The sequence below is a fragment of the Adlercreutzia sp. ZJ141 genome, assembly GCF_011038965.1.
GTDB lineage: Bacteria > Actinomycetota > Coriobacteriia > Coriobacteriales > Eggerthellaceae > ZJ141.
The window spans coordinates 89,753-114,897 of the sequence record NZ_JAAKEB010000003.1; the positions used below are offsets into that span (position 1 = coordinate 89,753).

The following is a 25,145-nucleotide window of genomic DNA, read 5'->3' on the forward strand; positions in this document are numbered from 1 at the left end:
GATTTGTAGTGATTTGTAGTAGGAAAAAACCATAAGTTTCTCTTTTGTGGGCGGGGGTTTTCTGGTACCATGCAAACGTTGCGCCCAAATGGGCACAGCGTAGGAAGAGCGCGATGATACACGCGGACCGTGCAAACCGCTTTGGCAACATGCTACGGACACGTTGACAAGTTATCGCCATGCGACTTTTCATACAAGGAGAAAACATGTACGCAATCGTGAAAACGGGCGGCAAGCAGTATAAGGTTGCCGCAGGCGACAGGATCAACATCGAGAAGATCGATGCTGAGGTTGGCGCCACAATCGAGCTCGAGGCAATTTGCATTGTTGACGGCGACAAGGTTGAAGTTGACCCCGCCAAGGCTGCGCAGACGAAGGTGACCGCGGTCATCATCGAGCAGTTCAAGGGTGACAAGCAGCTGATCTTCAAGTTCAAGAAGCGCAAGAACTACAAGAAGCTGCGCGGTCATCGCCAGCGTCTGACCCGTGTTGAGATCGAATCTGTCGGTGCTGATAAGGCCCCTAAGAAGGCCGCAGCGAAGAAGGCTGAGGTTTCCGCTGAGGAACCTGCAGCCGCCGATGCCGAGTAAGCGAAGGAGGGATAGTCATGGCACATAAGAAAGGTCTTGGCTCTACTCGAAACGGTCGCGATTCCCATTCGAAGCGACTTGGCGTGAAGATGTTCGCCGGTCAGAAGGTGCGCACCGGCAACGTTATCGTCCGCCAGCGCGGCACGCACATCCATCCGGGCGAGAACGTCGGCCGTGGTGGCGACGACACGCTGTTCGCCCTGTGCGACGGTACGCTCGAGTTCACGCGCGGGCAGAAGCGCCGTGTTCACGTGCGTCCCGAAGTTGAGGCCGAGGCATAACTCGTCTTCAACGATATCGTATGATTTCGAGTGCCCCCTGCGCATCAGGGGGCACTTTGCATAGTGCGCCGAGTGCGGGTGTCTGTGCCTGATGTGCAAATGAAGCGTTTGAGCCAATGATCTAAAGAAGGGTGTTTGCATGTTCGTAGACAAGGTTCGGATATTCGTGAAGGGTGGCGACGGCGGTGCGGGCTGCATGTCATTTCGTCGCGAGGCTCATGTGCCGAAGGGAGGGCCTGACGGCGGCGATGGAGGACATGGCGGTAACGTGGTGGTAAAGGCCGATGCCAGCTTGTCGTCGCTGATCGACTACCGTTTCAAGCATCATTTTAAGGCGCAGCGTGGCGTGCATGGCAAGGGTAGCCGCATGCATGGTGCCACAGGTGATGATTTGGTGTTGAAGGTGCCGGTGGGTACCATCGTGCGCGAGTACTTCGAGGAAACGAAGGAAACCGGCGAGACGATCGCTGATCTCACGCGCGACGGTGAGAGCGTGATCGTGGCTGATGGTGGTATGGGCGGCCGGGGTAACATCCACTTCGTCACCTCGACACGCCGCGCGCCGGCATTCGCCGAGCTGGGCGAGCCTGCCCAGGAACGCTGGATTGAGCTTGAGATGAAACTCATGGCCGACGCAGCGCTGGTGGGTATGCCTTCAGCTGGCAAGTCGTCGCTTATCGCGCGCATCAGTGCTGCTCGTCCGAAGATCGCCGACTACCCCTTCACCACGCTCGTGCCGAACTTAGGCGTGGCGACGAGTGGCGACTACAGCTTTGTAGTAGCCGACGTTCCGGGCCTAATCGAAGGCGCGCATGAAGGTCGTGGGCTGGGGCATGAGTTTCTTCGGCATATCGAGCGCACGGCGCTTATCGTGCACATCGTAGACTTAACGGGCGACTGGGAAGGGCGCGACCCGCTCGAAGACTATCGTGTTATCAACAATGAACTGGCGCTGTATGCCGATGAATTGGCAGCTCGGCCGCGCATTGTTGTGGCGAACAAAATTGACGCTGCGCATGACGATGTAGTTGTGGCCAAGTTGGCCGATATGGTGCTGGCCGATTCTATTGCGGCTGCTGGTGGTGATGAGTTCGCGCCAAGCCCGATCGACCCGAAGCTCTACCGTATCAGCGCGCTTACTGGCGAAGGGGTGGAGAGCCTGAAAGCTGCCATTGCGCACAAGGTTCGCGAGCTTCGCGAGGCAGCCCGCGATGCGGTGGCGAGTGAGGCGAGCTATGACCAGGTATGGGAGCATCGTCGCGCAGCAAAAGACAAGACACTTTCTGTCGAGATGCTCAGCGATGGTGTTTACCGCGTGTCGGGTCCGCAGGTGGAGCGGATGGTTGTGCAGACCGATTGGGAAAACGAGGAAGCTGTCGCCTTCTTCCAGCACCGTTTCAAGCGTTTGGGTGTTGATAAGGAGCTTGAGCGCGCCGGCGCTGTCGATGGTGACGAGATACGCATTCTCGGGTACGCATTCAACTTCGAGTCGGCCCGCATGGCAAACGACGACTACGAGGAGCTTGATCTGTAATGGGTGGCTGTGAGCAAGCGGTTGCGCGGCCGACTGATTGTGAAGGTATCGGTTCGTGTTCGCAAGGTGGCGATGTTCGTCGGCGGCGTCTCGTCGTGAAAATAGGGTCCTCGACGCTAACTACGTCGGAAAGTAAGGTTGACTACACGTTTCTGTCGTCAGTTGCCGATCAGGTTTCCCGCGTTCGCGAGGCGGGGTGGGATCCTGTTATCGTTACGTCGGCAGCTATTGCGTGCGGGCTTGAAGCCATGGGCATTGAGGTGCGGCCGAAGGACATGCCCAGCCTTCAGGCGGCTGCGTCGGTTGGTGCAAGCGTGCTTTCGTCTGCGTACTCCCGCGCGTTTTCCGCATACAGTGTAGGAACGTCGCTTGTGCTGCTCACGCGGCGCGATACAGCCGATCGCACGGCCTACCTGCACGCACGCGACACCTTCAACCGGCTGTTGGAGCTTGGTGTGGTTCCTATTGTGAACGAGAATGACACGGTGTCGGTTGAACAAATTCGCTTTGGCGACAACGACACGTTGGCGGCTTTGGTGGCGTGTCTTATCGATGCTGATCTGATGGTTATTATGTCCGACATCGACGGACTCTATGATGCGAATCCCCACACGTGTCCCACGGCGCGTCTGATCGAGCAGGTTGGCGCCATCACGCCCGACATCATGTCGGTTGCAGGAGGCGTGGGGTCGTCGGTAGGGTCAGGTGGCATGGTTACCAAAATCAAGGCCGCGCGTGTGCTTACGGTGGCGGGCATCCCCATGGTCATCTGCCATGGGCGCACGCCCGACTGCATTGTGGACGCTGCCGCAGGTAAGCGCATCGGTACGCGGTTCACGGCGGAGAAAAAGCCGCATGAGGTTACGGCGAAAAAGCTCTGGATCGCGCTCGCCGATTCTCCACGAGGGTCGCTTATGGTGGATGCGGGCGCAAAAGCGGCGCTCATTGACAAGGGTAGCTCGTTGCTTGTCGTTGGTGTGTGTGGTATGGAAGGGCGCTTCTTGGAAGGCGACATTGTGGACATAAAGGACACGACCGGGCACGTGTTTGCCCGCGGTCGTGTGCGTGCCGATGCCGACCTGGTTGATCTTGCTGTTGGGAGAGCTCGCGCACAGCTGCGTGCGAACGCCATTCTGGCACAGTTGGCCGATCGCGAGCTCGTTCATCGCGACGAGCTGGTAGTGTTTGAGTAACTATCAAAGGCTCTCGCTGACGTGGTAGGAAACCGGTGAGTGTGACATTTGATAAATCTGGAAACCGGCGCAGCCGAAAGGGGGCAACATGGGTGTTGAGGAAGAGGTGCGCGCGTTAGCGCTGCGGGCGCGCGACGCAAGCGTGGCACTGGCCGCTGCGAGTGGTCAGGCGCGCAACGATGCCCTTTCCGCGATGGCTTCGGCGTTGCGAGAGCATGTGGCAGACGTTGTTGCGGCAAACGAGCGCGACATGGAAGCTGCTCGTAAGATGGGCACGTCTGAGGCGATTCTCGACCGGTTGATGCTTGATGCGGCGCGCGTGGATGCCATGGCGTGTGCGCTTGAGGAATTGTGCGAGCTTGGCGATCCGCTTGCGTGTGTGCAGGCGCAGCGTACGCTGTACAACGGCATTGAGCTTACGCGTGTGAGCGTGCCACTTGGCGTGGTTGCTGTGGTCTACGAGGCACGGCCGAACGTGACGGCCGATGCGGCGGGCATTTGTGTGAAGTCCGGCAATGCGGTCGTGCTGCGCGGCGGCAGTTTGGCGGCGCACTCGAACGAGGCTATCGCACGGGTGCTGTCTGAAGCGGCGGCAAGCGTTGGTTTGCCAGCCGATGTTGTTTGCGCTATCACTACTACCGACCGCGCAGCGACCGACGCACTTATGCAGCTACACGGCATAGTCGACGTGCTTATTCCACGTGGAGGGGCGGGGCTTATCCGCCACTGCGTGGAATGCTCGAAGGTGCCGGTCATCGAAACGGGTACAGGCAACTGCCATGTGTATGTGCACGAAACTGCCAATCTTAACATGGCGCGCGACATCGTGGTGAACGCGAAGTGCCGCCGTTTCGGTGTGTGCAACGCCGCTGAAACGCTGCTCGTAGATACGTCAGTTGCACATGAGTTTTTGCCAGATGTGCTTGCGGCGCTCGCCGAGCGCGGTGTGCTCGTGCATGGTGATGAGACGGCATGCGCCTGCGCGTTGGCGGCGGGCAACAACGTGCGCTGCGTGAGCGCATCCGAGGACGACTGGGCTACCGAGTATCTCGCACCTGAAATCGCGGTGAAGTGCGTTTGTGGTGTCGATGAGGCCATCGCGCACGTGAATCGCTACGGCACGAAGCATTCCGAAGCCATTGTTGCAGATGAAGCGTCTGCAGCGGGTGCGGCGGCCATTGAGGCGTTTCTGGCACGGGTTGACGCGGCAGCGGTGTATGCGAACGCGTCGACGGCGTTTACCGATGGTGGGCAGTTCGGCTTGGGAGCTGAGATCGGCATTTCCACGCAGAAGCTGCATGCGCGCGGGCCGTTTGCGCTTGATGCGCTCACCTCATACAAGTACGTGCTGCGCGGCAACGGACAGGTGCGCGCATAGTGGATACCCTTTTTGATGGTGTGGCCGACGTTGTGGTGAGCCAACGCTTCGAGCGGTTAGGGGCCGATGGTGCACTGCGGCGTTTAGGTATCATGGGTGGTACGTTTGATCCTGTTCATGTGGGGCACGTGGCGTGTGCTGACGAAGTGCGCCGCATCTGCAGGCTCGATGCCGTACTGCTTGTTCCTGCAGGTGTGTCGGTGTTCAAGAAGGGCCGCGATGTTGCGCCAGCTGCACACCGCTTGAACATGTGCCGCTTGGCCGTTGCCGCACACCCAGGGCTTGACGTGAGCGCCATCGAGGTTAACCGTCCCGGTGACTCTTACACTTCAGACACGTTGCGGCAGCTGCGGGCGCACTACCCTAAAAACGTGGAACTTTTCTTCATCGTTGGGGCTGATGCAGCGTTAACACTTGGTAGCTGGCATGAACCCGAAGCTATTGCGCGCGCGGCGCGCATCATCGCTATGACGCGTCCAGGGCATATCGTGGCGCCGGAGTGCCGGGCGAGTCTTACGGTGCAAGGCTTCTGTGTCGATTACGTACGCGTGGCCGATTATCCCGTGTCGTCGAGCGCCATTCGCGAAAAGCTTGCGAAGGGCGAATCGGTTCGCGATCTGTTGGCGCCAAACGTGTATGATTACGTGAGCGCGCACGGCCTGTACCGTTGCGCAGGCGAATGGAAAGCGAAGCAATGTGGCAAGGGGGGTGCGGTGCGTGGCTGATGTAGGCAAGCGAAAGAAGCGAGCGTCAAAGCGCAGCGCGTGCGTCGAGCGTGCTTCCAAAAGAGCGAGCATGTGTGCCACCGATCCTCAAACCGCTTTCGGTGTATTGGGCACGCATGATCCCGACGCCCTGTCTGACGAGTTTTTCTGCGCGCGTAAAACCGAGCTTTCTGGGCGTGTGGGGAAGAAGCGCTTCGCTCATGTTATGGGCGTGGTGGAAACCGCTGAGTGCCTGGCGCGTGAGTATGGGGCCGATATTGCGATGGCGCGTCTGGCTGCGCTGCTGCACGATTGGGACAAGGCGTATGATGATGACGGCATTCGAGCTCGCGCGCGTGAGTTTGGCGTAGATGCTGAGGTGCATGCCGATATGATGGAGTCGATGCCTCAACTGCTGCACGGTCCAACTGCCGCAGCGGCGCTCGCCGCAGAGTACCCCAGCATTCCGAACGAGGTGCTCCAAGCGGTGCGGCTTCATACGACAGGAAGCGTTTGTATGACCGACCTCGACATGATTGTGTACGTAGCGGACATGATCGAGCCGGGCCGGTGCTATGACGGACTCGATGAGCTGCGGGCTCTCGTGGGGCGCACGTCGCTCGAAGAGTTGTTCGTCGCTTCATTCGCACATGTGATGCGAATGCTGGTCAGACGAAGGAAACTGCTGTACACGCCCACGGTGGGCGTATGGAACCATTATATGATGCGGGCCCGCAAGCGAGCTTCTGCTGAGCAGAGTGCCATTGCGTACGCATCACAAGGAAAGGATAACCGGTGACCAAAAAGCAAACAAACGAGGCACCTTCGCGCGAGTGTGCCCTCATTGCTGCGAAGGCGGCTAATGCGAAGAAAGCGACTGACATCATGGTGCAGGAGGTGCGCGAGCTGATCGGCGTCACCGACTACTTCGTTATCGCCACCGCACGCAACGACCGCCAGGTGAACGCCATTATCGACGAGGTTGAAGAAAAGCTGCGTGTTGACGGTGGGGTGAAGCCTCTGCATCGCGAGGGAACGCAGGATGGTACCTGGGCGCTGTTAGATTACGGCAACATTGTTGTCCATGTGTTCCAGCCCGAAACACGCGAGTTCTACCGCCTTGAGGATCTGTGGAATGACGCTCCTGTTATCGACTTGGCGGCCGAAGCGGGGCTTGTTGATGTCGAGTACTCCGATCGCATCGCAAAGATGCTCGATCGGCGCGAGCCTGCCGCCAATGTCGCCGATGTCGCTGATGCTGGTAAGCCTGCTGCCGATCGCCAGGCGGTGCCTGCTGAAAGCGTTGCTGGGGAATAGCCAGTCATGACGCGCTTGTCTGCCAAACCGTCCGCGCCCAACGCCCGTAGTGCATCGAGCGCGGAGGTGGTCAAGCCCGCCGACGATGTTGCTGCAGTAGGGTCGTCAGCGGCGCTTATCAGCGTGTGCGTGCTCGTGTCGCGCATTACGGGTTTTCTGCGCACGTGGGCTATGGCTTTCGCCTTAGGCGCCACGCTGTTGTCGAGCTCGTATCAGGTGGCCAACACGCTGCCGAACATGCTCTACGAGATGGTTGTGGGGGGCATGTTGGTTACGGCGTTTCTGCCGGTGTACATGTCGGTCAAGAAGCGCTTGGGCAACGATGCGGGCAATGACTACGCATCGAACCTGCTCACCATCGTGGTGGTGCTGCTCGGCGCAGCGTCGCTTCTGTGTATGGTGTTTCCGGGTGTGGTCATCTACACGCAGAGCTTTCTGTCTGACCAGGCCGAAATGGCGCAGTCGGTGTTCTTTTTCCAGTTCTTCGCCATTCAAATTGTGTTCTATGGTATCAGTGCCATTCTGTCGGGGCTGCTCAACGCCAATCGCGATTACTTGTGGTCCTCTATTGCCCCTGTGGCGAATAACCTTATCGTTATTGTAACCTTCGTAGCGTATGCAGCCCTCGCACCGCGCGCGCCCGAAGTGGCGCTCTACATTATTGCTATCGGCAACCCGGCGGGTGTTATCGTGCAGGCGCTCATGCAATGGCCCGCGCTCAAGCGCAACGGCATTCGTTTGCGTCCGCGCATCAATCTGCATGATCCGGCGTTGCGTGAAACGGTGAGTATCGGTGTGCCGGCTGTGTTTGTGATGCTTTGTTCGTTTGTGGTGGTGTCGGTGCAGAATGCGGCATCGTACGCATTCACCGATAGCGGGCCGTCCATTATTGCGTATTCTCGCTTGTGGTTTACGCTGCCGTACGCATTTTTGGCGGTGCCTATTACCACCACGATGTTCACCGAGCTTTCGGATATGCAGGCGGAAGGCAACATCGAAGGCGTGAAGCGCGGTATTGTGAGTGGGACGAACCAAATTCTGTTCTTCATGATTCCATTTGCCTTGTATCTGGCGGTATTCTCGCTGCCGCTTGTTACGCTGTACCACGTGGGGGCGTTTTCGCTCGACAGCGTGTCGACCATCGCGAGCTTCCTTGCGGTGTTTGCTGTGGCGCTGCCGTTTTACGCTGTGTTCACCTACATGCAGAAGGTGTGTAGCAGCTTGCGTATTATGCACCTTTTTGCTGCCTTCAACGTGTTGGCGGGTGCGGCGCAGATCGTGGTGACGCTTATTGCTGCTTCTCGGCCTGATGTGTTTCCCATCGAAACGATCGCCCTTGCTGAAGGACTCTTCTACTTCATCGGCGAGGCGTGTGTGTTTGTGTACCTGCGCCGACGCTTTGGCGGGCTGGGCATGCGCTCGACCGCACGCGCCACGTGCCAGGCTCTGCTATTCGGCGGGTTGGGTGCGGCGGCCGCAGCTGGGGTGCTCTATGCGCTGCAGTTGGTGTTTGGGCCGCTGTCGGGTTCGATCTCGCAGGCGTTTCTCTACATTGTCGTAGGGGGTCTGGTAGCGCTTGTGGTCACGTTCGGACCTGCTATGAAGCTAGGCGTGCCCGAGGCGGCGTTCGTGTCGAACATCGCGGGTAAGGTCGCTGGGCGTTTCGCACACAAAGCGCATCGCGGTCGTCATGCGCGAGGAAATGACCGCCGATAGTGTCCCATGTACGCGGGAATAACCGTTGCCAATGATTCATGCGCGCAAAAACAACCGCCGCTCAGGAAGCACTGATATGAGGTTCCTGAGCGGCGGGGATTGGGTTTTTCTGTTTCGGCAGCGCTTCTCTGGCGCGTTCGGTTGTCTGACTATTGTTACTTGTGGTACAGGCGGCGCTGCTCGTATTTTGGCTCGCAGCACACGTTGATGCCCAGCGTGCGGTACAGGTGCTCGTCGGCCGATGAGATGATCACGCTGAAGAACGCGTCGCACCCGCGCAGCTTGTCGGCGTGCTTGATGCATTCTTCGGCTAGAGGGTTCGTCACTGAACTGAGCGACAGCGCGATAAGCGTCTCATCGGAATGCAAGCGCGGGTTGCCGGCGTGCAGGTGCTCGGTTTTCAAATGGGAAATGGGCTCGATGGCTGAATCCGACAGTACGTGCAGGTCGTCGTTTAAGCCGGCGACTTCCTTCAACGCATTCAGCAACAGCGACGATGCTGCGCCCATCAAATTCGACGTTTTGCCGGTGATCACCGACCCGTCGGGCAGTACCATGGCACCCGCGGGGGACCCTGTGGCTTCTTCTTTCAGTAAAGCGGCGCTTCGTGCGGGCGAGAAGTTCGAGTTCACGCCCGCTTGATTCATGAGCAACTCGAGTTTTTGCACGTTCTCCTGGCCAACACCGGTGCGCTTTACATCCACTGCTGCTTTGAAGTAGCGGCGCACGATCTCCATTTTCGATGCCTCGCGACACGCCTCGTCGTCGACAATGCCGAAGCCCGCCATGTTCACGCCCATGTCGGTGGGCGATTGGTAGGGGCTTTCTCCGACGATCTTGTCCATCATGGCCTTGAGCACCGGGAACACCTCGATGTCACGGTTGTAATTCACGGTGGTTTCGCCATAGGCTTCGGCATGGAACGGGTCGATGGCGTTCGCGTCGTCAAGGTCGACCGTTGCTGCCTCGTACGCGATGTTCACCGGATGCGACAGCGGCAGATTCCAGATGGGGAACGTTTCGTACTTCGCATAGCCCGCGCGCACGCCGCGCTTGTACTCGTGGAAGAGCTGGCTTAAGCAGGTAGCCATTTTGCCTGATCCAGGGCCAGGAGCGGTTACCACCACGAGCGGGCGCACGGTTTCCACGAAGTCGTTTTTGCCGAAGCCCTCGTCCGATACGATGTGATCGATGTCGTAAGGGTAGCCGGCAATAGGGTAGTGCAGGTGGCTTTTCACGCCCAGTGCATCGAGTCGCTTACGGAACGCATCGGCGTCGGGCTGGCCAGCGTAGCGGGTGATGACCACGTTGCTGACGAGAAATCCCATGCTGCGCAGGTTGTCCATGAGCCGCAGCACGTCCTCGTCGTAGGTGATACCTAAATCACCCCGCACCTTGCTTTTCTCAATGTCGTTGGCGTTGATGGCGATAATGATCTCCACGTCGGCTGACATGCTTTGCAACATGCGGATTTTCACATCAGGTTCAAAACCGGGTAGCACGCGGCTGGCATGGTAATCGTCGAAGATCTTGCCGCCGAATTCCAGGTACAGCTTGCCGCCGAATTGCGCTACACGCTCGCGAATGTGCTCGGCCTGCATGGTGATGTACTTGTCGTTGTCGAACCCGATTCTCATACGTCCCTGCCTTCTATGTCGCTTGCGTTGAGTGCCTGCGTTTGCGCTCCGTTTTTCTGGGGCGCGTGCGGTGCGTGCGGTAACACCACGGTACCACCAACGCGCCGTAGTGTTGCTGCCTGTTGCCGCGTCCCTGTCGCACCCTTGTCTGCACCCCTGCGTTTGCATCGAGCGAATTATAACGCAAGCCGCCGCGCTGGTTGTTGCCGGTTGGTTTCCAAGGTTGCGGAGGTTGCAAAGACGAAACGCTCAGGAAGAGCTCAGGAGCGAATAAGTGAATCAGCGTTGATGTGGGAAACGTGTTGTGTATTGCATCATACACCCATGGGGTATATGCTTACTGCGAAATAGATACCCCAAGGGGGTTTAAGAAAGGATGAGCATGAGCGAGATTCGGGAAACGAAAGAGAAGGCGGCTGAAGCCGCGCCTTGTGAGAACACCGCGCAACAAGCAGGCACTGCGCAGCAAACTGCCGGTGAGGCGCAGCAGTGCGGTTGCCATCACAAGGCGACCCCGCGCAGCGACGAGTTTAAGGCCGACTTGCAGCGGCGGCTGAATCGGGCTATCGGGCAGCTGGGTGGCGTGAAGAATATGCTGGACGACAACCGCTACTGCGGCGATGTGCTCGTGCAGCTGGCTGCAGCGGAAAGCGCGGTGCGCAGCGTGTCGATGATGCTGTTGCAAGATCATATGGAAACCTGCGTTGTTGAGCAGATTCGACAGGGAAATGACGAGGTGGTTACCGAAGCTATGCAGCTCGTCAAGCGTTTTGCCCGGTAAGGAGACCGACATGGGATCTGTGAGACAAACGTTTGACGTGACGGGCATGACGTGCGCGGCGTGCTCGGCTCGCGTTGAGAAGACGGCAAACGCCGTTGCGGGCGTTGACAGTGCGGTAGTGAATTTGTTGAAGAACTCGATGGAGGTTGACTACGACGGCTCGCCGGACACTGTTGCCGCCTTGTGCGCTGCCATAGAGAAGGCGGGCTACGGTGCAGCTCCGCGTGCGAATACGAACACCGCCGATGTCAGCGCGGGCATAGGTGCGGGATTGGTTGTGTCTGCGCCCCAGCCCACGAACGCTGCTACAGCCGAGGCGAAGAAGGTGCGTACACGCCTTGTCGTGTCCCTTGCGTTCTGCATACCGCTCTTCTACTTGTCTATGGGCCACATGTTTGGCTGGCCGCTGCCAAGTGCTTTTATGGGCGAGCGCAACGTGTTTGCCTTCGCATTCACCCAGTTTTTATTGCTGTTGCCTATTCTGTTCGTGAACTTCAAATTCTTCCGTGTGGGTACGACTGCGCTCATTCACGGTGCACCGAACATGGACACACTCGTGGCGCTGGGGTCGGCCGCTTCAACTGTGTACGGTGTCTGTGGGTTGTACGGAATCGGGGCAGCATTGGGGGCAGGGGATAGTGCAGCTGCCCGTCAGGTTGCCATGACTATGCTGTACTTCGATTCGGCGGGTACGATACTTACGCTCATTACGCTGGGCAAGTTCTTTGAGGCCCGCGCGAAGGGCAAGACCACCGACGCCATAACCAAGCTCATGGATCTGTCGCCGAAAACCGCCACACGCTTGGTGAACGGCGTGGAAGAGCAGGTGTCGGCGGCAAGTGTTCGTGTGGGTGACGTGCTGGTAGTCCGAGCAGGAGAAAGTGTGCCGGTCGACGGCGTGGTACTTGATGGAGCGGGTGTGGTCGACGAGTCGGTAATCACGGGCGAGAGCGTGCCGGTGGAAAAGGCCGCAGGCGCGCCGGTGACGGGTGCAACGGTGAACCGTTCGGGGTGGTTTACCATGCGTGCTGAGCGCGTGGGGGCAGACACCACGCTGGCGGGTATTATCCGGCTGGTTGACGAGGCCACCAGCTCGAAAGCTCCCATTGAGAAAACAGCCGACAAGATAGCTGGTGTGTTCGTGCCGGCAGTTATCGGCATCGCACTTATTTCGTTTGCCGTGTGGATGCTGCTGGGGTCGGGGCTGTCTGTTGCGCTTAATCACGCTATTACGGTGTTGGTTATATCGTGTCCGTGTGCGCTGGGTCTGGCAACGCCAACAGCTATTATGGTAGGCACCGGCCGCGGTGCGTCGTGTGGCATTCTGGTGAAATCGGCCGAGGCGCTTGAGGTGGCGCATGGCGTGCGCACGGTGGTGTTGGATAAGACAGGCACCATAACGCAGGGAACACCCCAGGTGACCGACGTGTTCGCGCAGGGCGTATTCGTAGCGGCGCAGGGCGTGCAGGAAACGCAGGGCGCTCAGGGCGAAGACGAGGCCACGGCTGCAAAAGCTGGGCAAGCGCAGGCGACGCTACTTTCGCTGGCGCTGTCGCTTGAGGCGAAGTCGGAACATCCGCTTGGCCAGGCGATAGTAGCCTACGCGCAAGCCTGTGGAGCTGTCGCGCAACCCGCCGACGGATTCGAGCAGGTGCCGGGCCGGGGTGTTCGGGCCACGGTAGGCGGTCGTATGTGCCTGGCCGGCAATGCGCGCATGATGGAGGAAGCCGGTGTTACTGTGTCGGCGTGTGAAGGCGCGGCCGAGGCGTTGGCTGACGACGGCAAGACGGTGTTGTACTTCGCGAGCGATGATGTGCTTGTAGGTGTAATTGCCGTAGCCGATGTGGTGAAGCCGACGAGCGCTGCGGCCATAGCCGAGCTGCGCCGTATGGGTGTATCCACCGTCATGCTTACGGGCGACAATGAGCGAACGGCGGCGGCGATCCAGCGTGCAGTGGGAGCAGATAGGGTGATCGCTGGCGTGATGCCACACGACAAGGAGCGAGTGGTTCGCGAGCTGTCGCAAGCAGGCACGGTCGCCATGGTTGGTGATGGCATCAACGACGCGCCCGCCCTTGCACGTGCCGATGTAGGTATTGCCATTGGTGCTGGCACCGATATCGCTATCGAGAGTGCCGACATTGTGCTCATGCATAGCGATCTTGCTGATGTTCCGGCCGCAATTTCGCTGTCGCGCGCGACGCTGCGCAACATCAAGCAGAACCTGTTCTGGGCGCTTATCTACAACGCTATTTGCATACCGGTTGCCGCGGGCGCGCTTGCATGGGCGGGTATCAACTTGAACCCCATGATCGCGGCTGCTGCCATGAGTATGAGCTCGGTGTGCGTGGTTAGCAATGCCCTGCGATTGCGAGCGTGGAAGCCCCAGCGTGTGACTGCGACATCCGCGTCGGCACCCGCGCAAGTGCCTGCAACGCAGACGTCCGCAACGCAAGTGCCCGCAGCACGGACGTCCGAGACGCACCCCGCGAGCGAAGCGAGCTGCGAGGCTCAGGCGCAGCTTACAACCGATCGATGCAAGGACCAGCAAAGGGAACAGGAGAGCTCACCGCGCATTTCAGCGGGAACGCTTTCTGCGGACGCTTCGCTTGATGCGTCCGATAAAGCAATCGAGAAGAAGGAGACAACTATGGAAAAGACACTTAAGGTTGAAGGCATGATGTGCATGCACTGTGTGGGCCACGTGAAGAAGGCGCTCGAGGGTATTGAGGGTGTACAGGAGGCCGTGGTCGACCTCGATGCTGGCACGGCAAAGGCGCTGCTCTCATCCGATGTAGCTGATGATGCGCTTATCGCCGCCGTGGTTGATGCCGGCTACGAAGCCACAATGGCATAGTTGCCGTTAGCTGTTTGCTGCGAGCTTGCTTCTCGACTGTTCCGTCGAGTGACGCCTGCCGTCACCGCTGCCGTTGTTGCTTGCGGTGACGGCTTTTCGTTTCGCGGCGCTATGATGAAACTCAGAGCAAGACGGCTTTGGTCAGTGTTTCCTTAACAGAAGGTATGTTTCCTTGTTATTTTTGGTATAGGATACGTACTTTACGGAAACGCTGATCAATTCCGCCAGCCCCGCGCAGACGGGACGGCGCCTGACGGTCTCAGACCTCGTTTGCGCACGTCAGTGTGCGCTCTCGGTCTTCGACCGCCAGCCATCCGCCCCGCCCGCGCGGGACAAGACGGCTTTAATCAGCGTTTCCTTGGCAAGCATCAAAGCAAGCGTTTGATTCTGGGAGGTTCTCGATGGGGTTTGTGTGCGATATTTGCGGCGGCAACGACGTGATGAAGGTCGATGGCGCATTTACCTGTCTTGGGTGCGGGGTGCGATATTCGGCTGAAGAAGTTCGCAAGATTGTTTTAGGAAGGGACGCGTCGGCAACTTCGACACCGACATCTTCTCCGAGTGGTGTCGCAGTTGGTAATGTGTCCGAAAATGCGGTGACCGCCACACCTTCCCGCATTGGTCAGACGGTGCAATTCGGCCGATTCGTGCAAGATGCGTCTGACGACGCTGTTGCCGGCCAGGTTGCAGCCAGCCGCACAGCAAGCATCGCCGCTGCAAAAAAGGAATCCGCGTCGTTTGAACCCGAACCGATCGAATGGACGATCGTGGCCGAGGGCGCCGATTGTGAGCTGTTGCTCGCCACACACGCCCTTGCCGCACGGGCGTACAATCTCGACAACGATGTCGTCACGTGGGAGACATGCGGCGTGCGCGTGTGGCTGAATGGGAAGTTTCTCGACAGCGCATTTACCGATGACGAACAGGCGCTCATGGTGTGCGCCGACGTGGAAAACCCCGACAACGCAGGTTATGGCACAAGTGGCGGCGCACACACATCCGATAAGGTATTCGTTCTGTCGGTCGATGAGGCGAAACGGCTGCTTGTAACCGACGATGCTCGCCTGTGTCGTCCTACGCGTCATGCGAAAGCAACTGGTGCATGGGAAAACGAGATGGGCTATACCCGCTGGTGGCTGCGCTCTCCGGGCTTCATGCAGAACATGGCAGCGTATGTCGACACCAACGGTGAAGTGCAATGCCAAGGCATCTTCGTGGACAACGCGGGCTGCACGGTGCGTCCCGCAATCTGGCTGCGCAAGCGCAGCTAGGGCGGCGGATCTCGCGTGGGGTAGCTTCTAGCGATTACTCCAGGGACGTTTCGTCTCCTTGTGTAGTAATCTCTCGCGGTTGACTATCGGCTCCAATGGCTTGTGATCACACCCCTCTTCAATAGGTGTGAGCTGCGCTTCTTCGAAAGATGACACGTTCTCTTCTACATGAGTTAAACTAGCAAAGCTGGAGAGGTGCGAATGATATTCTGTGATAAAGAGAACAGGGGTACAGGACTATTTGCATGACCCAGATGAACCATAATCTAGCAAGGGTGTTCTCGCAGTAAAGAAAGCTCCTTCAAGTTTTCGATGGCCATCTCGGCATCGAGCGTGTGCATACCGAGATAGGCTCCCCCCATGGTCTCGGCATCGGCCGTGGCGTAGATGTCGCGGCTCGTTTCCCCGGTGAGGTAATGCCAAAACCGATAGAGGTAACCGCTCCAGTACATAGGCTCGCTTCCCCATATAGAGCCTGCGAATGACAGCCCACCGACCTCGTCATTGAGCTCTTCGAGAAGGTACTCCTCGCCAGCCCACTGAAGGAAGTCGAAGGTTTCGTCCATACGGCGTGCAACATTGCTGTTCATGAAGGCGGCAATAAAAGCTGGGCAGTCATAGCCCTGCTCGCGGGCACGCTCGAAGAGCCGACCCTGTATGTCACACAGTTGCCGCTGATCGAGGCGAAGGTCAGCCAAGGGGAACACCGCCATTCAGAATCTCGTCGAAGAACAGACCATCTCTGCGATGCGCACGGCATATGCGCTCGGCCAAAGCCACTCCCTCGGCTCGGTTCGCTTCGCTCGCGGCGATGAGTTCCGTGCGCTCGGTCTCGTCGATGGTTCTCTCGTCAATAACGTGGATGGCATCGCAAGCCGCTTGGGTGAGGGCGACGACTTGGTTTCCCAACTGCAGGGCAGAGAGACATTGCACGAGGGCGACATCGGTGATTTCTCCGTTGAAGAAACGGTCGAGAACGACAAACATTCGATCATTGGCTATGGGGCCGATGGCGACATCTGCTCCTGCGAGAGCGCTTGCTGCCTTCTCGTAGATTTCCGTGCCGCGCGCCTGCTCCATTTTGCCGCGGTAGTAGGCGACAACGAGTGCCCAGAGGGAATCCGCTTCGAACTCGCGAACATCGAGGTTGTCGAGGTCGAGTTCCACCGTGTAGAGGCGCGCCTCGGGAAAGTCGCAGATAAGGGTGAGCGGCTGCTGGGGATTTGTGCCCAGATAGAATCCTTTGCCGAAGTCGCACCGGTCGCGGCTGATAGGCGCAATGGAGCCTTCGAGGCCGTGGCGCGAGCCGTGGTACAAAATCACGAAGACCTCCTAACACCTAAGAACGAATGATGCAGGTAAAGTATAGAGGATTCTCGAACAGTTTACTCGCTCGAATCTGGCCTAAGCTCCGTGTTGCGAAATCGTCGCCGAAAGCATCGCTTCCGAAAAGGAAAAAGCAGCGGAGACGCTCGCCCTTGCAATAAAATGACAAAAGCTGACAATATGTTACTTATAGGTAACATTTTTGAGCGACCCGTTGGTGTACTCCATCCCATGATATGCCGTGGCGGCACCGTGCAGGTGATCCCGCACGCGACGAACGCCATTGTTGAGCGAATCGAGCGCATCGGCGTGCAAACGGGGGCCGATATCGTCATCCATGAGATCGGCGGCACCATCGGCGACATCGAGATCCAGCCGTTTATCGAAGCGTCTCGCCAATTCAAGGCGCGCCGCGGTCCGGGTGAGGTGTGCTTCGTGCATGTGACCTTGGTTCCTTATATCGCTGCAGCTCACGAGGTGAAAACAAAGCCCACCCAGCACTCTGTGAAGGAACTTCGCAGTTTAGGCGTGCAGCCCGATTTCATCGTGTGTCGCAGCGATCATGACATAGATGAGCACATGCACGCGACGTCCTGTTAGCCTCGGTCTTCGTTACGCCTGATGTGACCTTAACAGCTTTGAACAACGCGTGGTACCATGGGTGCATGGCAAGCGAGAAGAACAAGGGAAGCGTCGGTGCGCGTCGGCGGTGCGATGCGCAGCTTCGTGACGAGGCTGCGCACGGCGCTATGCACTTTCAGGTTGACGAATACCTGGCGCATCTGTCTGTTGAGCGCGGGTATTCGTCGAATACCGTTGATGCATACCGGCGCGATCTTTTCGACTACGCCACGTTTCTCGCAGATAATGGCGTGATGGATGCCACTTGTGCCACGCGCGAAAACCTCATTGACTACGAGGCGTCACTTATAACGCGCGGGTATGCTGCTGCAAGCGTGAAGCGGCGAGTGGCGGCACTCAAAGGTTTTCACAAGTTTCTGGTTCGCGAAGGGAACACATCAACTGATCCCGCAAGCGGTATGGCTCTGCCGAAAACACCCGAGAAGTTGCCCGACGTGCTATCCATCGACCAAGTATGCCGTATGCTCGATGAACAGCCCACCGATTCGTCAGCCGCACTGCGTAACCGTGCGCTGCTCGAGGTGCTGTATGGATGCGGCCTGCGCGTGAGCGAGTGTGTGGGTCTCGATCTGGGTGACGTATTTCTACAAGAGGGCTTTCTGCGCGTTATGGGCAAGGGCGGCAAGGAGCGCATTGTGCCTATCGCCGGCGCCGCGTTGCGCGCGCTGACCGCGTACCTCAGCGACGGCCGTCCTGCGCTCGCTCGATCTGCTGCGGTACCGGTGGCTGCCGTATTCTTGAACGCACGAGGGGGGCGCTTGTCGCGGCAGTCGGTGCACGCAATTGTCGCGCGTGCAGGTAGAGAAATTGGCGTGGCGAATCTGCATCCCCACACGCTGCGTCACTCGTTCGCCACGCATTTGCTCGAAGGTGGCGCCGATTTGCGTGCCATCCAAGAGATCCTCGGGCATGCCGACATCTCAACTACGCAAATCTACACTCACGTAAACCGTGCACACATGCGCGACGAATACCTAGCAGCCCACCCCCGCGCCAAGCTGTTCGAGTAGCAGGTTGTGCGGCGCCGCATCATGGGGGAGAACGACGTTAAGTCGGATGCATTGATGTTCTGGAAAGACGCGAAGTACTACCTAATGATATTGATTATATATACAGGAGAGACATTCGCTTTCGGTCACGCTCATGCGTGACCGAAAGCGCTTACTCGGCAAATTGCAGATAAATCGAGGGCGTATCACGATCTCGCTTGATAGGATCGCAATACTCTATTACTCCCTCACACGGAACCCAGCCTTGGTACACGCTGGAGTACTCGCCATCTTCACGCTTGCGCATATGGACCATGCGGGCAAAAGGTGAGCCAGTAAGCTTTAATCCATGTTCCTCCATAAAGCGGAACGACGGCTCGAACATATCCAGACACAGCTCTTTATCGGAGCCCGACAGGAAAAAGGTACTCAAGCATTTTTGCGTAGGAATAACCACGACGCCGCAATCGGGATCCTCACTTTGCCGCTTGAATTCCTCGAGCCGTTCCGCATGCAAATGCCGCGTTTCTATCATCAAGCCGTAACGTAAATTGCCCTCGCCTTTTGGCGGATAGTCGAAAATACCGGCAGAAGCCGCATAAGGGACGCGATCAATCCATTGACGATACAGGTCAATCTTTTCGTCTAAGATGTTATAACTACGCTGCGCGTCCACAAACAGAACAGTAGGAGAATAGGCCAGACGGAATTTATTGATATTGAGAGCACAATCTGCCACCAAACGCTTATCTAGTCGCAATTGTTCCAAGATATGGTTTTGATGGCGAATAGATTCTTCTAATTCGGCTTCCTTTTGTTTAAGACTTCTTAAAAGCACATCGAAATCTTCTTCTTGGAGTGCAGCAGTGGTCTCAGATAAGGAGTAACCGTATTTCCTGAACATACGCGTTCGGATGAGTATATGCAAATCCCAAGCGGTGTATAAACGGTATCCGGAACCAGGATCCTTCTGGGGATTGATAATGCCTTCCCGTTCGTAATATCGAATAGCTTCTGAAGAAATGCCCATTAAATCGGAAATCTTACCGATCTTGTAACGTTTACGCATAGAATCCCCTTTCCCTCGCAGAATAATTCGATACCGCCTTGTTTACACCTGCCGAAATAACAGACCTTTCGACTCCACAGAATGCGTAACCACACCATCGTGTTCTAGTTGAGAGAGATGTGAAATGGTTTCTCCCAAGGAAAAGTACTTCTGCTTGAGCGGCCAATCATCCCAGTTCGAAATAGGACTGCGCCATGAAACCCCTTTCGCGATTTCTACTACATTCGCCGGACCTTCACGCAATACCTGCCTCACTTCTTCCCCTCGCAAGGCATGATGATTGACTAACTCTATGACGCGTTGGGAAACATTATCGATATTATCCCGATGTCCCGTTAAGCACAAAGACACCTCCAATTTTGACAGTTTCTCCGCCGACTGAATGTAGCTAGCGAGCACGTTATCGCCCAAAGCAAAAGATACCACTACAGGTGTGATTCTTGCCAAAATCTGGTCGCCGGAAATGAGTATTTTATCCCGTTCGTCGTAGAGACATAGGTGGTCAGGAGAGTGCCCCGAAGTGCGAATGACTCGAAACACCCTGCTTCCTCGCATAAACAATTCTCCATCACCCAGAACAACAGGCGTCACGTCGCTATAGGGTATCAGCACTTCATCCATGTCGCTGTAGTCTATACTGCGACTGAGGATTTGCCGACGCTCTTCCTGAGTGACGGGAGGTTTGTCGCAACCCTCAGGCAGCAGTTCATAACCGCCTGACATCCATTCTTGAAAACCCCGATTATGAACGTGATACTCTTTGAGCAATTGATAAAATCCACCGAAACCTGCATAGAATGTCGTCGATGGACGCTTCACCCTATTAACCAAGCCGCAATGGTCGGGGTGACCATGGGTGAAGAATATATCGACATCATCCCAAGAAAGATCTAACGCGCGCAAGCCCTCTGTCAAAGCCTCGTAGCATTCACGCATGTCAAAACCAAGATCGATGACTAAAGGACGCGAACCTTCCATGACTACATAGGAGTTAAGCACCTTTAAAGGGTTGCCCGGCATTGGTATGCAGATACGATAGATATTATTTCCTACTAGCTCAGGCACGCCAAACTCATACGTCGCTTTCGTGTTTTTACGCCATTGCCTGTTTGCCATAGGAAATTTCCTTCCTCGTATGCACGAAAGGGCATCCGCGCAAAACGGATGCCCAAAACTATTCGCTTAACACCTAGAAATTAGAGCTTCGCGATGATTTCGGGAAGAACGGTCTTCAAGTCGCCCACCAAGCCATAGTCGGCTTGCTCAAAGATTGGAGCGTTATTATCCTTATTGATAGCGATGATGGTCTTAGCGGTATTCACGCCAACCATATGTTGCATCTGACCAGAAACGCCAATGCCCACATACACTTCAGGAGAAAGCATTAAGCCGGAAACACCAATGTAGGTTTCACGGGGCATCCAATTCACGGCTTCGGTCAGAGGACGAGTGCAGCCTACTTCCGCATCCATCTTTGCAGCCAGATCGTGCGCCATCTGAAGATCAGCCTCATCTGTGAAGCCACGGCCCGCAGCGATGATATTCTTAGCGACAGTTAGATCTACGCCTGCAGGAGGAAGAGCCTCGCGACTGCGCAGCTTCACAGTATCGTCTGCGATATAAGCAATCTCTTCAACAACGTCGCTACCCGAAGGCTGAACGTCACCGAAGATGGAAGGTGTAGCAGTAAAGATTGCAATGTCGCCAACAGATTTGGTTTTGCGGTTGGCGATACCACCAAAGAATAGGCTCGTAGCAGCAGCACCTTCGATGCTCTTGGCGTCGGTGATAACGGAAACGCCCTGCTTGGAAGCCACCTTACCAGCAATAACCTTCATGCGTCGCGTAGGTTCTACCAGTACGACTTCGGGGGCTTTGGTGTCGATCAGTTCGGATACCGTAGCAGCTGCAGACTCAACCAGGGCATCCACAGGAACGGTAATGGCATACACGGCATCGGCAATTCCCGCAATGCGGGTGGCTTCGCTCAGGGAAACGAGCGCTACCTCATTGCCCAGAGTACGAGCACCAGCGCACAGGCCACGAGCGCCCTTTTCGGTTTCTGCAATAACAAAAATACTCATTTTTCAGGCCCCCTATCGAATAGCCTCAGCGACAGCCGCGACGAACTTGTCGATATCGCCATCGGTACCGGCGTCAAACAGCATTTTCTTGCGGGGCGCAGGCTCGGGTGCCAGCGTCTCCATAACTTCAGCGCCTCGGACAACGGTAGCGCCGTCGATCTTCGTCACTGGCTTCTTGCCAGCCTGCATGATGTCGCGCATGCCGCAGATGCGAGGCAAAGCGATGTCGGGGACAACGGATACGACAGCAGGAAGGGCAATCTCCACCACTTCCTTCTCGGCTTCCAAGATGCGCTCGGCAACCAGAGCTGAGCCTTCGAAAGAAATCTTACTGACAGCGGTCACGACGGGCAGACCCAAAGCCTCGGCAAGCTGAACGTCAACCTGCTGAGCGTAGATATCAGCCGAACCATCACCGCAGATAACAACATCAGCAGCTAGGTCTTTCACAGTAGGAGCCAATGCTTCAGCGGTGGCTTTCGCATCCAAGTCAGCGTAATCATCATTCATGATTAGAGTCAGAGAATCCACGCCACGAGCCAGGATGTTCTTGTTATTTTTGGTGTCGTCGATGGAGGGGGTTCCGGCAGAAACAACGATGTGGGTAGCGCCTTTCTCGGCTGCGACTAAAGAACCGGCTTCGATGGCATTCAGGTCATAGGTGCTCACCGTGGGGCGAGCCTTGGAATAATCCAAGGTGCGGTCTGAGGCGATCTGGATGTCTTGGTCGTCGCAGACAATCTTTGCAACAGTAACGATATTCATAATCAATCAACCTTCATCTACTAGTTGCGAGCGTACTTTTTGATGATCTGGCGACCAGCAATGTGGACCATGATCTCATCGGTGCCGCCCCCAAACTGAGAACCGCGGGCATCAATCCACAAACGGCCCACGCAAGACTCAGTGGTATAGCCGATACCGCCCATAATCTGTAAGGCTTCGGAGCAAACCCAGGTAGACTGCATAGAGATATAGCGCTTGGCAAGAGCACTATCTAGGCGAACGGACATGCCCTGATCGAATTCCCAAGCGGTCTTCAACAGCAGGCTCTCCATGGTCTGAACGGCAATCTCCATATCGGTGAGCTTCTGCTGGATAAGCTGGAAGCTGCCGAGGGTCTTACCAAATGCCATGCGCTGGCCGGCATACGCGGCCGCTTCTTCCAAGGCAGCTTTAGCCAAGCCTAAGGAATGAGAGGCCAGCATGATGCGTTCCAGCTCGAAGTTCTTCATAAGCTGTAAAAAGCCCTTGCCTCGCTCACCCAAAAGGGCCGTCTCGGGAATAACAACGTTGTCCAGATAAACCTCGGAGAAGTTAGTGATTTGCTGGCCGATCTTGTGCAAAGGAGCAAGCGTCACACCTTCTTGCTTGGGGTCGATAATCCACATGGACATGTTTTTGTTTTCGCGGGCAGGATCTTCGTCTTTGGCGATGACTAGCATGAAGGGAGCGGTCTCGGCCAAAGAAACCATGGTTTTGGTGCCGTTCAAGGTCACCGTGCCATCGCCGTTCCAATGGGCGGTAGTAGTCATACCCTGATTATCGGAGCCTGCACAAGGCTCAGACAGGGCCAAAGAATAAGCTTGCTCACCAGTTTCCTCATAGTATTTCATGGCTACGGCCATCAGCTCGGGAGAGGCGAACTCGGACATATCGAACATAGCCAAGCCGTAAGACATGAAGGGCATGGTAGCCTTGGCGCTCTTGATAAGTTCGGTCACAACCAGAGCTAGAGTCACCGCATCAGAGGAAACTCCGCCGTACTCTTCGGGAACGAACATATAACCGAAGCCAGCATCCAGGTATGCCTTACGCACGTCCTCATCGATGTATCGCTGGTTATACCACTTTTTGATTTTCTCTTCGGGGCACTCGCGAGCTACAAACTCACGCAGATTCTCAAGCATGAGCTCCTGCTCGTCGGTAATACTAAAATCAATCATTTCTTCCTCCTTTTGGTACAAGCCTGTGATGAAAAAGTATCCATTGCGTTTGAAGGTCGGGATGGGCCTCACACCTGCATGTTCCGCCCTCAAATGCTTTGAGAGTCAAGGGGTGAAAGCAAGTTTCTGACGGATTCTTTCTCCTCTCGCTTCCGCAGTAAAACGCGGTCTTGCTTTCGATTATGAGTAGTCGGAATCACATCAATGAACTCGATATATTTCGGAACCTTATAAGCAACCAAACGCTTTTTGCAGTAGGTGCGCAACTCGTCTTCGGTTGCAGTAAGACCCCTTTTCAGAACAACAAACGATTTGGGACGTTCTCCCGAATAGGCGTCGGGGACGCCTATGGTGCAAGCATCGGCTACGGCCGGATGGGTCATAAGACACTCGTCGATATCTTTGGGAAAAACATTAAAGCCGCTTACGACAATCATGTCCTTTTTACGATCCACGATGTAAAAGAACCCCTCTTCGTCCATGTAGCCGATATCGCCGGTATACATCCATCCGCCACGGATTGCCTTTGCAGTCTCTTCGGGATTGTTCCAATAACTCTTCGCAATCTGCTTGCCACGAAAGATGATCTCGCCGCGCTCGCCAGGAGCGCAAGGCGCCAACCCGTTTTGAGGATCGACGATGAGCATGTCGATGCCGCTTATAGGAACCCCGATGCTGCCTAGCTTCCCTCCTGTAAGCACGGGATTAGCGCTCACAAAGCCAAAACTTTCGGACATGCCGTAGCTTTCAGTGAAGCACGCATTTGTACTGGATTCTAGAATGCTCAGCGTTTTCAAGGAGATAAACGAGCCGCCGAAAATCACAAAATCCAAATCATGGTACGAACATGTCGATAAACGCTCATCAAGACTTACGCGGTGAAGCAGCGTGGGAAGCGTTGCCCACATGGTGGGATGGTATTTTTCAAAGGAGTCGATGATTTCGTCGCAGTGTACGCCCTCTGCAAAGATACAACTTCCTCCGCATATAATCTGCCAATGTACACCATAGTTGATACCCATGATGTGCGTTAGAGGCATGCAGATGAGTACGCTGGGGTCGGGCTTTGTCAAAGCGGGAGCCGCCCAATGATGCATGGTTTTGATTTCTCGCACCATTTCACCTTGAGTTGCGCAAACACCCTTGCTTACGCCGGTGGTTCCGCCAGTGAACAGCAAAATTGCATTATCCGAGGGGAGTACCTCAACCGAAGGCTCACATGCAGAAGCCTGACTCAGCAGCTGCTTGTAACAATATACGATTGCTGTTCCTGTCGATTCTGGCTGATCAGATGGTCGATCGAGTACGATAACTGAACGAACCGAAGGGCATTTTCCCGTCTTTAAGGCGTCTAGTATTTTATTAATGTGCTCTTGTTCGATAATCACAACGCTCGATGAAACAGTATTAATCGAACCGCATATTTCATAACTAGTACAGCGCTGATTATAGGCAGCAGCCACTAAACCCGTTTTGTAGCAAGCCATGAAGCCATAGATGATTTCCGGCCGGTTCGATACCACCAAGCTAACGCGATCTCCCTTCTTCAAACCAAGGGCGAGCAGAGCATTGCCGAGACGGTTTGCCTGCATATCGGCCTCTTCGCGCAGAATCACCTGATCTCCGAAGTAAATAAAGGGATCGCGACGCGCGCGATCAACAAGATCGATCATCGTCTGCTTAATGGTGGTAGTAGGAACTTCGTAGCTCCTGTCAACCGCTGTATCATACTGCTTCGTCCAAAGGGGGTTGCATTGCTTAACTGCTTGCTCTATCAATGAAAAGCTATCTTGAGAGTCGTTCATGGATTGTACCTTCTACCTCTGAACA

Annotated in this window: 22 protein-coding genes and 1 pseudogene; 14 read left to right on the forward strand and 9 right to left on the reverse strand. The window is 56.1% G+C overall.

Annotated features, from left to right (window positions below; genetic code table 11):
- Positions 1-206: 206 nt before the first annotated feature.
- The 9 genes from rplU (at position 207) to murJ (ending at position 8,713) form a co-directional block, all read left to right on the forward strand.
- Positions 207-590 carry a 50S ribosomal protein L21 gene (gene rplU / locus G7Y44_RS01845; protein ID WP_165044366.1) on the forward strand — a complete coding sequence of 128 codons (384 nt, stop codon included), beginning with the start codon at positions 207-209 and terminating at the stop codon, positions 588-590.
- 17 nt (positions 591-607) lie between these two features.
- Positions 608-871 (forward strand): 50S ribosomal protein L27, encoded by a 264-nt coding sequence (gene rpmA, locus G7Y44_RS01850; RefSeq protein WP_165044367.1) that lies wholly within the window; start codon positions 608-610, stop codon positions 869-871.
- A 139-nt stretch (positions 872-1,010) separates the two neighbouring features.
- Positions 1,011-2,405 (forward strand): GTPase ObgE, encoded by a 1,395-nt coding sequence (gene obgE, locus G7Y44_RS01855; RefSeq protein WP_165247098.1) that lies wholly within the window; start codon positions 1,011-1,013, stop codon positions 2,403-2,405.
- Complete coding sequence (gene proB / locus G7Y44_RS01860; RefSeq protein ID WP_165247100.1) at positions 2,405-3,598, forward strand: glutamate 5-kinase; 1,194 nt, start codon at positions 2,405-2,407, stop codon at positions 3,596-3,598. Before obgE ends, proB begins: the two co-directional genes overlap by 1 nt.
- Before the next feature lie 88 nt (positions 3,599-3,686).
- Complete coding sequence (locus G7Y44_RS01865) at positions 3,687-4,976, forward strand: glutamate-5-semialdehyde dehydrogenase (RefSeq protein ID WP_165247102.1); 1,290 nt, start codon at positions 3,687-3,689, stop codon at positions 4,974-4,976.
- Positions 4,976-5,701 (forward strand): nicotinate-nucleotide adenylyltransferase, encoded by a 726-nt coding sequence (nadD, locus tag G7Y44_RS01870; RefSeq protein ID WP_241159135.1) that lies wholly within the window; start codon positions 4,976-4,978, stop codon positions 5,699-5,701. Before G7Y44_RS01865 ends, nadD begins: the two co-directional genes overlap by 1 nt.
- Complete coding sequence (gene yqeK / locus G7Y44_RS01875) at positions 5,694-6,479, forward strand: bis(5'-nucleosyl)-tetraphosphatase (symmetrical) YqeK (RefSeq protein ID WP_241159136.1); 786 nt, start codon at positions 5,694-5,696, stop codon at positions 6,477-6,479. Before nadD ends, yqeK begins: the two co-directional genes overlap by 8 nt.
- Positions 6,476-6,997, forward strand: coding sequence for a ribosome silencing factor (gene rsfS / locus G7Y44_RS01880; protein WP_165044375.1), 522 nt, complete (start codon positions 6,476-6,478; stop codon positions 6,995-6,997). Before yqeK ends, rsfS begins: the two co-directional genes overlap by 4 nt.
- Positions 6,998-7,003: 6 nt before the next feature.
- On the forward strand, positions 7,004-8,713 hold the full coding sequence (murJ, locus tag G7Y44_RS01885) for a murein biosynthesis integral membrane protein MurJ (RefSeq protein ID WP_165247104.1): 1,710 nt from the start codon (positions 7,004-7,006) through the stop codon (positions 8,711-8,713).
- A 155-nt stretch (positions 8,714-8,868) separates the two neighbouring features.
- Here murJ and G7Y44_RS01890 read toward each other — a convergent pair whose 3' ends face one another.
- Complete coding sequence (locus G7Y44_RS01890) at positions 8,869-10,350, reverse strand: DUF1846 domain-containing protein (RefSeq protein WP_165044379.1); 1,482 nt, start codon at positions 10,348-10,350, stop codon at positions 8,869-8,871.
- A 382-nt stretch (positions 10,351-10,732) separates the two neighbouring features.
- On the opposite strand from G7Y44_RS01890, the gene G7Y44_RS01895 reads away from it, so the two are divergent.
- The 3 genes from G7Y44_RS01895 to G7Y44_RS01905 all read left to right on the forward strand — a co-directional run bounded on the left by G7Y44_RS01895 (position 10,733) and on the right by G7Y44_RS01905 (position 15,259).
- Positions 10,733-11,131, forward strand: coding sequence for a metal-sensing transcriptional repressor (locus G7Y44_RS01895; protein ID WP_165247106.1), 399 nt, complete (start codon positions 10,733-10,735; stop codon positions 11,129-11,131).
- A gap of 19 nt (positions 11,132-11,150) precedes the next feature.
- Positions 11,151-13,988, forward strand: coding sequence for a heavy metal translocating P-type ATPase (locus tag G7Y44_RS01900; protein WP_241159142.1), 2,838 nt, complete (start codon positions 11,151-11,153; stop codon positions 13,986-13,988).
- Between the two features lie 401 nt (positions 13,989-14,389).
- On the forward strand, positions 14,390-15,259 hold the full coding sequence (locus G7Y44_RS01905) for a DUF6273 domain-containing protein (RefSeq protein ID WP_165247110.1): 870 nt from the start codon (positions 14,390-14,392) through the stop codon (positions 15,257-15,259).
- A gap of 266 nt (positions 15,260-15,525) precedes the next feature.
- On the opposite strand, the gene G7Y44_RS01910 is transcribed toward G7Y44_RS01905, so the two are convergent.
- Positions 15,526-15,957 (reverse strand): hypothetical protein, encoded by a 432-nt coding sequence (locus G7Y44_RS01910; protein WP_165044385.1) that lies wholly within the window; start codon positions 15,955-15,957, stop codon positions 15,526-15,528.
- Positions 15,950-16,582 (reverse strand): DUF3990 domain-containing protein, encoded by a 633-nt coding sequence (locus G7Y44_RS01915; protein ID WP_165247112.1) that lies wholly within the window; start codon positions 16,580-16,582, stop codon positions 15,950-15,952. Before G7Y44_RS01915 ends, G7Y44_RS01910 begins: the two co-directional genes overlap by 8 nt.
- A gap of 246 nt (positions 16,583-16,828) precedes the next feature.
- On the opposite strand from G7Y44_RS01915, the pseudogene G7Y44_RS01920 reads away from it, so the two are divergent.
- A pseudogene (locus G7Y44_RS01920) lies at positions 16,829-17,161 on the forward strand (CTP synthase); the annotation flags it as partial.
- A gap of 173 nt (positions 17,162-17,334) precedes the next feature.
- Positions 17,335-18,237, forward strand: a complete 903-nt coding sequence (gene xerD, locus G7Y44_RS01925) for a site-specific tyrosine recombinase XerD (protein ID WP_165247189.1) — start codon at positions 17,335-17,337, stop codon at positions 18,235-18,237.
- A gap of 151 nt (positions 18,238-18,388) precedes the next feature.
- Here the strand turns inward: xerD and G7Y44_RS01930 are convergent, their stop codons facing one another.
- From G7Y44_RS01930 to G7Y44_RS01955, 6 genes are all read right to left on the reverse strand, one after another.
- On the reverse strand, positions 18,389-19,285 hold the full coding sequence (locus G7Y44_RS01930; protein ID WP_165247114.1) for a MerR family transcriptional regulator: 897 nt from the start codon (positions 19,283-19,285) through the stop codon (positions 18,389-18,391).
- A gap of 42 nt (positions 19,286-19,327) precedes the next feature.
- The gene (locus tag G7Y44_RS01935; RefSeq protein ID WP_165247116.1) at positions 19,328-20,401 is read right to left on the reverse strand and encodes an MBL fold metallo-hydrolase; all 1,074 of its coding nucleotides are present in this window, start codon (positions 20,399-20,401) and stop codon (positions 19,328-19,330) included.
- Positions 20,402-20,481: 80 nt separating this feature from the next.
- Positions 20,482-21,369, reverse strand: a complete 888-nt coding sequence (locus G7Y44_RS01940) for an electron transfer flavoprotein subunit alpha/FixB family protein (RefSeq protein ID WP_165247118.1) — start codon at positions 21,367-21,369, stop codon at positions 20,482-20,484.
- Between the two features lie 12 nt (positions 21,370-21,381).
- Positions 21,382-22,134 (reverse strand): electron transfer flavoprotein, encoded by a 753-nt coding sequence (locus G7Y44_RS01945; RefSeq protein WP_165247120.1) that lies wholly within the window; start codon positions 22,132-22,134, stop codon positions 21,382-21,384.
- A gap of 20 nt (positions 22,135-22,154) precedes the next feature.
- Positions 22,155-23,315 carry an acyl-CoA dehydrogenase family protein gene (locus G7Y44_RS01950; RefSeq protein ID WP_241159137.1) on the reverse strand — a complete coding sequence of 387 codons (1,161 nt, stop codon included), beginning with the start codon at positions 23,313-23,315 and terminating at the stop codon, positions 22,155-22,157.
- A gap of 89 nt (positions 23,316-23,404) precedes the next feature.
- The gene (locus G7Y44_RS01955; RefSeq protein WP_165247122.1) at positions 23,405-25,120 is read right to left on the reverse strand and encodes a class I adenylate-forming enzyme family protein; all 1,716 of its coding nucleotides are present in this window, start codon (positions 25,118-25,120) and stop codon (positions 23,405-23,407) included.
- Positions 25,121-25,145 lie beyond the last annotated feature (25 nt).

Excerpts from the sequence above, each read along its gene's own strand:
- murJ (WP_165247104.1), top strand. The coding sequence starts at position 7,004 with ATGACGCGCTTGTCTGCCAAACCGTCCGCGCCCAACGCCCGTAGTGCA.
- G7Y44_RS01940 (WP_165247118.1), bottom strand. The coding sequence starts at position 21,369 with ATGAGTATTTTTGTTATTGCAGAAACCGAAAAGGGCGCTCGTGGCCTG.
- G7Y44_RS01890 (WP_165044379.1), bottom strand. The coding sequence starts at position 10,350 with ATGAGAATCGGGTTCGACAACGACAAGTACATCACCATGCAGGCCGAG.
- G7Y44_RS01865 (WP_165247102.1), top strand. The coding sequence starts at position 3,687 with ATGGGTGTTGAGGAAGAGGTGCGCGCGTTAGCGCTGCGGGCGCGCGAC.
- G7Y44_RS01945 (WP_165247120.1), bottom strand. The coding sequence starts at position 22,134 with ATGAATATCGTTACTGTTGCAAAGATTGTCTGCGACGACCAAGACATC.
- G7Y44_RS01950 (WP_241159137.1), bottom strand. The coding sequence starts at position 23,315 with ATGATTGATTTTAGTATTACCGACGAGCAGGAGCTCATGCTTGAGAAT.
- proB (WP_165247100.1), top strand. The coding sequence starts at position 2,405 with ATGGGTGGCTGTGAGCAAGCGGTTGCGCGGCCGACTGATTGTGAAGGT.
- G7Y44_RS01955 (WP_165247122.1), bottom strand. The coding sequence starts at position 25,120 with ATGAACGACTCTCAAGATAGCTTTTCATTGATAGAGCAAGCAGTTAAG.
- obgE (WP_165247098.1), top strand. The coding sequence starts at position 1,011 with ATGTTCGTAGACAAGGTTCGGATATTCGTGAAGGGTGGCGACGGCGGT.
- rpmA (WP_165044367.1), top strand. The coding sequence starts at position 608 with ATGGCACATAAGAAAGGTCTTGGCTCTACTCGAAACGGTCGCGATTCC.
- G7Y44_RS01905 (WP_165247110.1), top strand. The coding sequence starts at position 14,390 with ATGGGGTTTGTGTGCGATATTTGCGGCGGCAACGACGTGATGAAGGTC.
- G7Y44_RS01895 (WP_165247106.1), top strand. The coding sequence starts at position 10,733 with ATGAGCGAGATTCGGGAAACGAAAGAGAAGGCGGCTGAAGCCGCGCCT.
- xerD (WP_165247189.1), top strand. The coding sequence starts at position 17,335 with ATGCACTTTCAGGTTGACGAATACCTGGCGCATCTGTCTGTTGAGCGC.
- rplU (WP_165044366.1), top strand. The coding sequence starts at position 207 with ATGTACGCAATCGTGAAAACGGGCGGCAAGCAGTATAAGGTTGCCGCA.
- G7Y44_RS01935 (WP_165247116.1), bottom strand. The coding sequence starts at position 20,401 with ATGGCAAACAGGCAATGGCGTAAAAACACGAAAGCGACGTATGAGTTT.
- G7Y44_RS01930 (WP_165247114.1), bottom strand. The coding sequence starts at position 19,285 with ATGCGTAAACGTTACAAGATCGGTAAGATTTCCGATTTAATGGGCATT.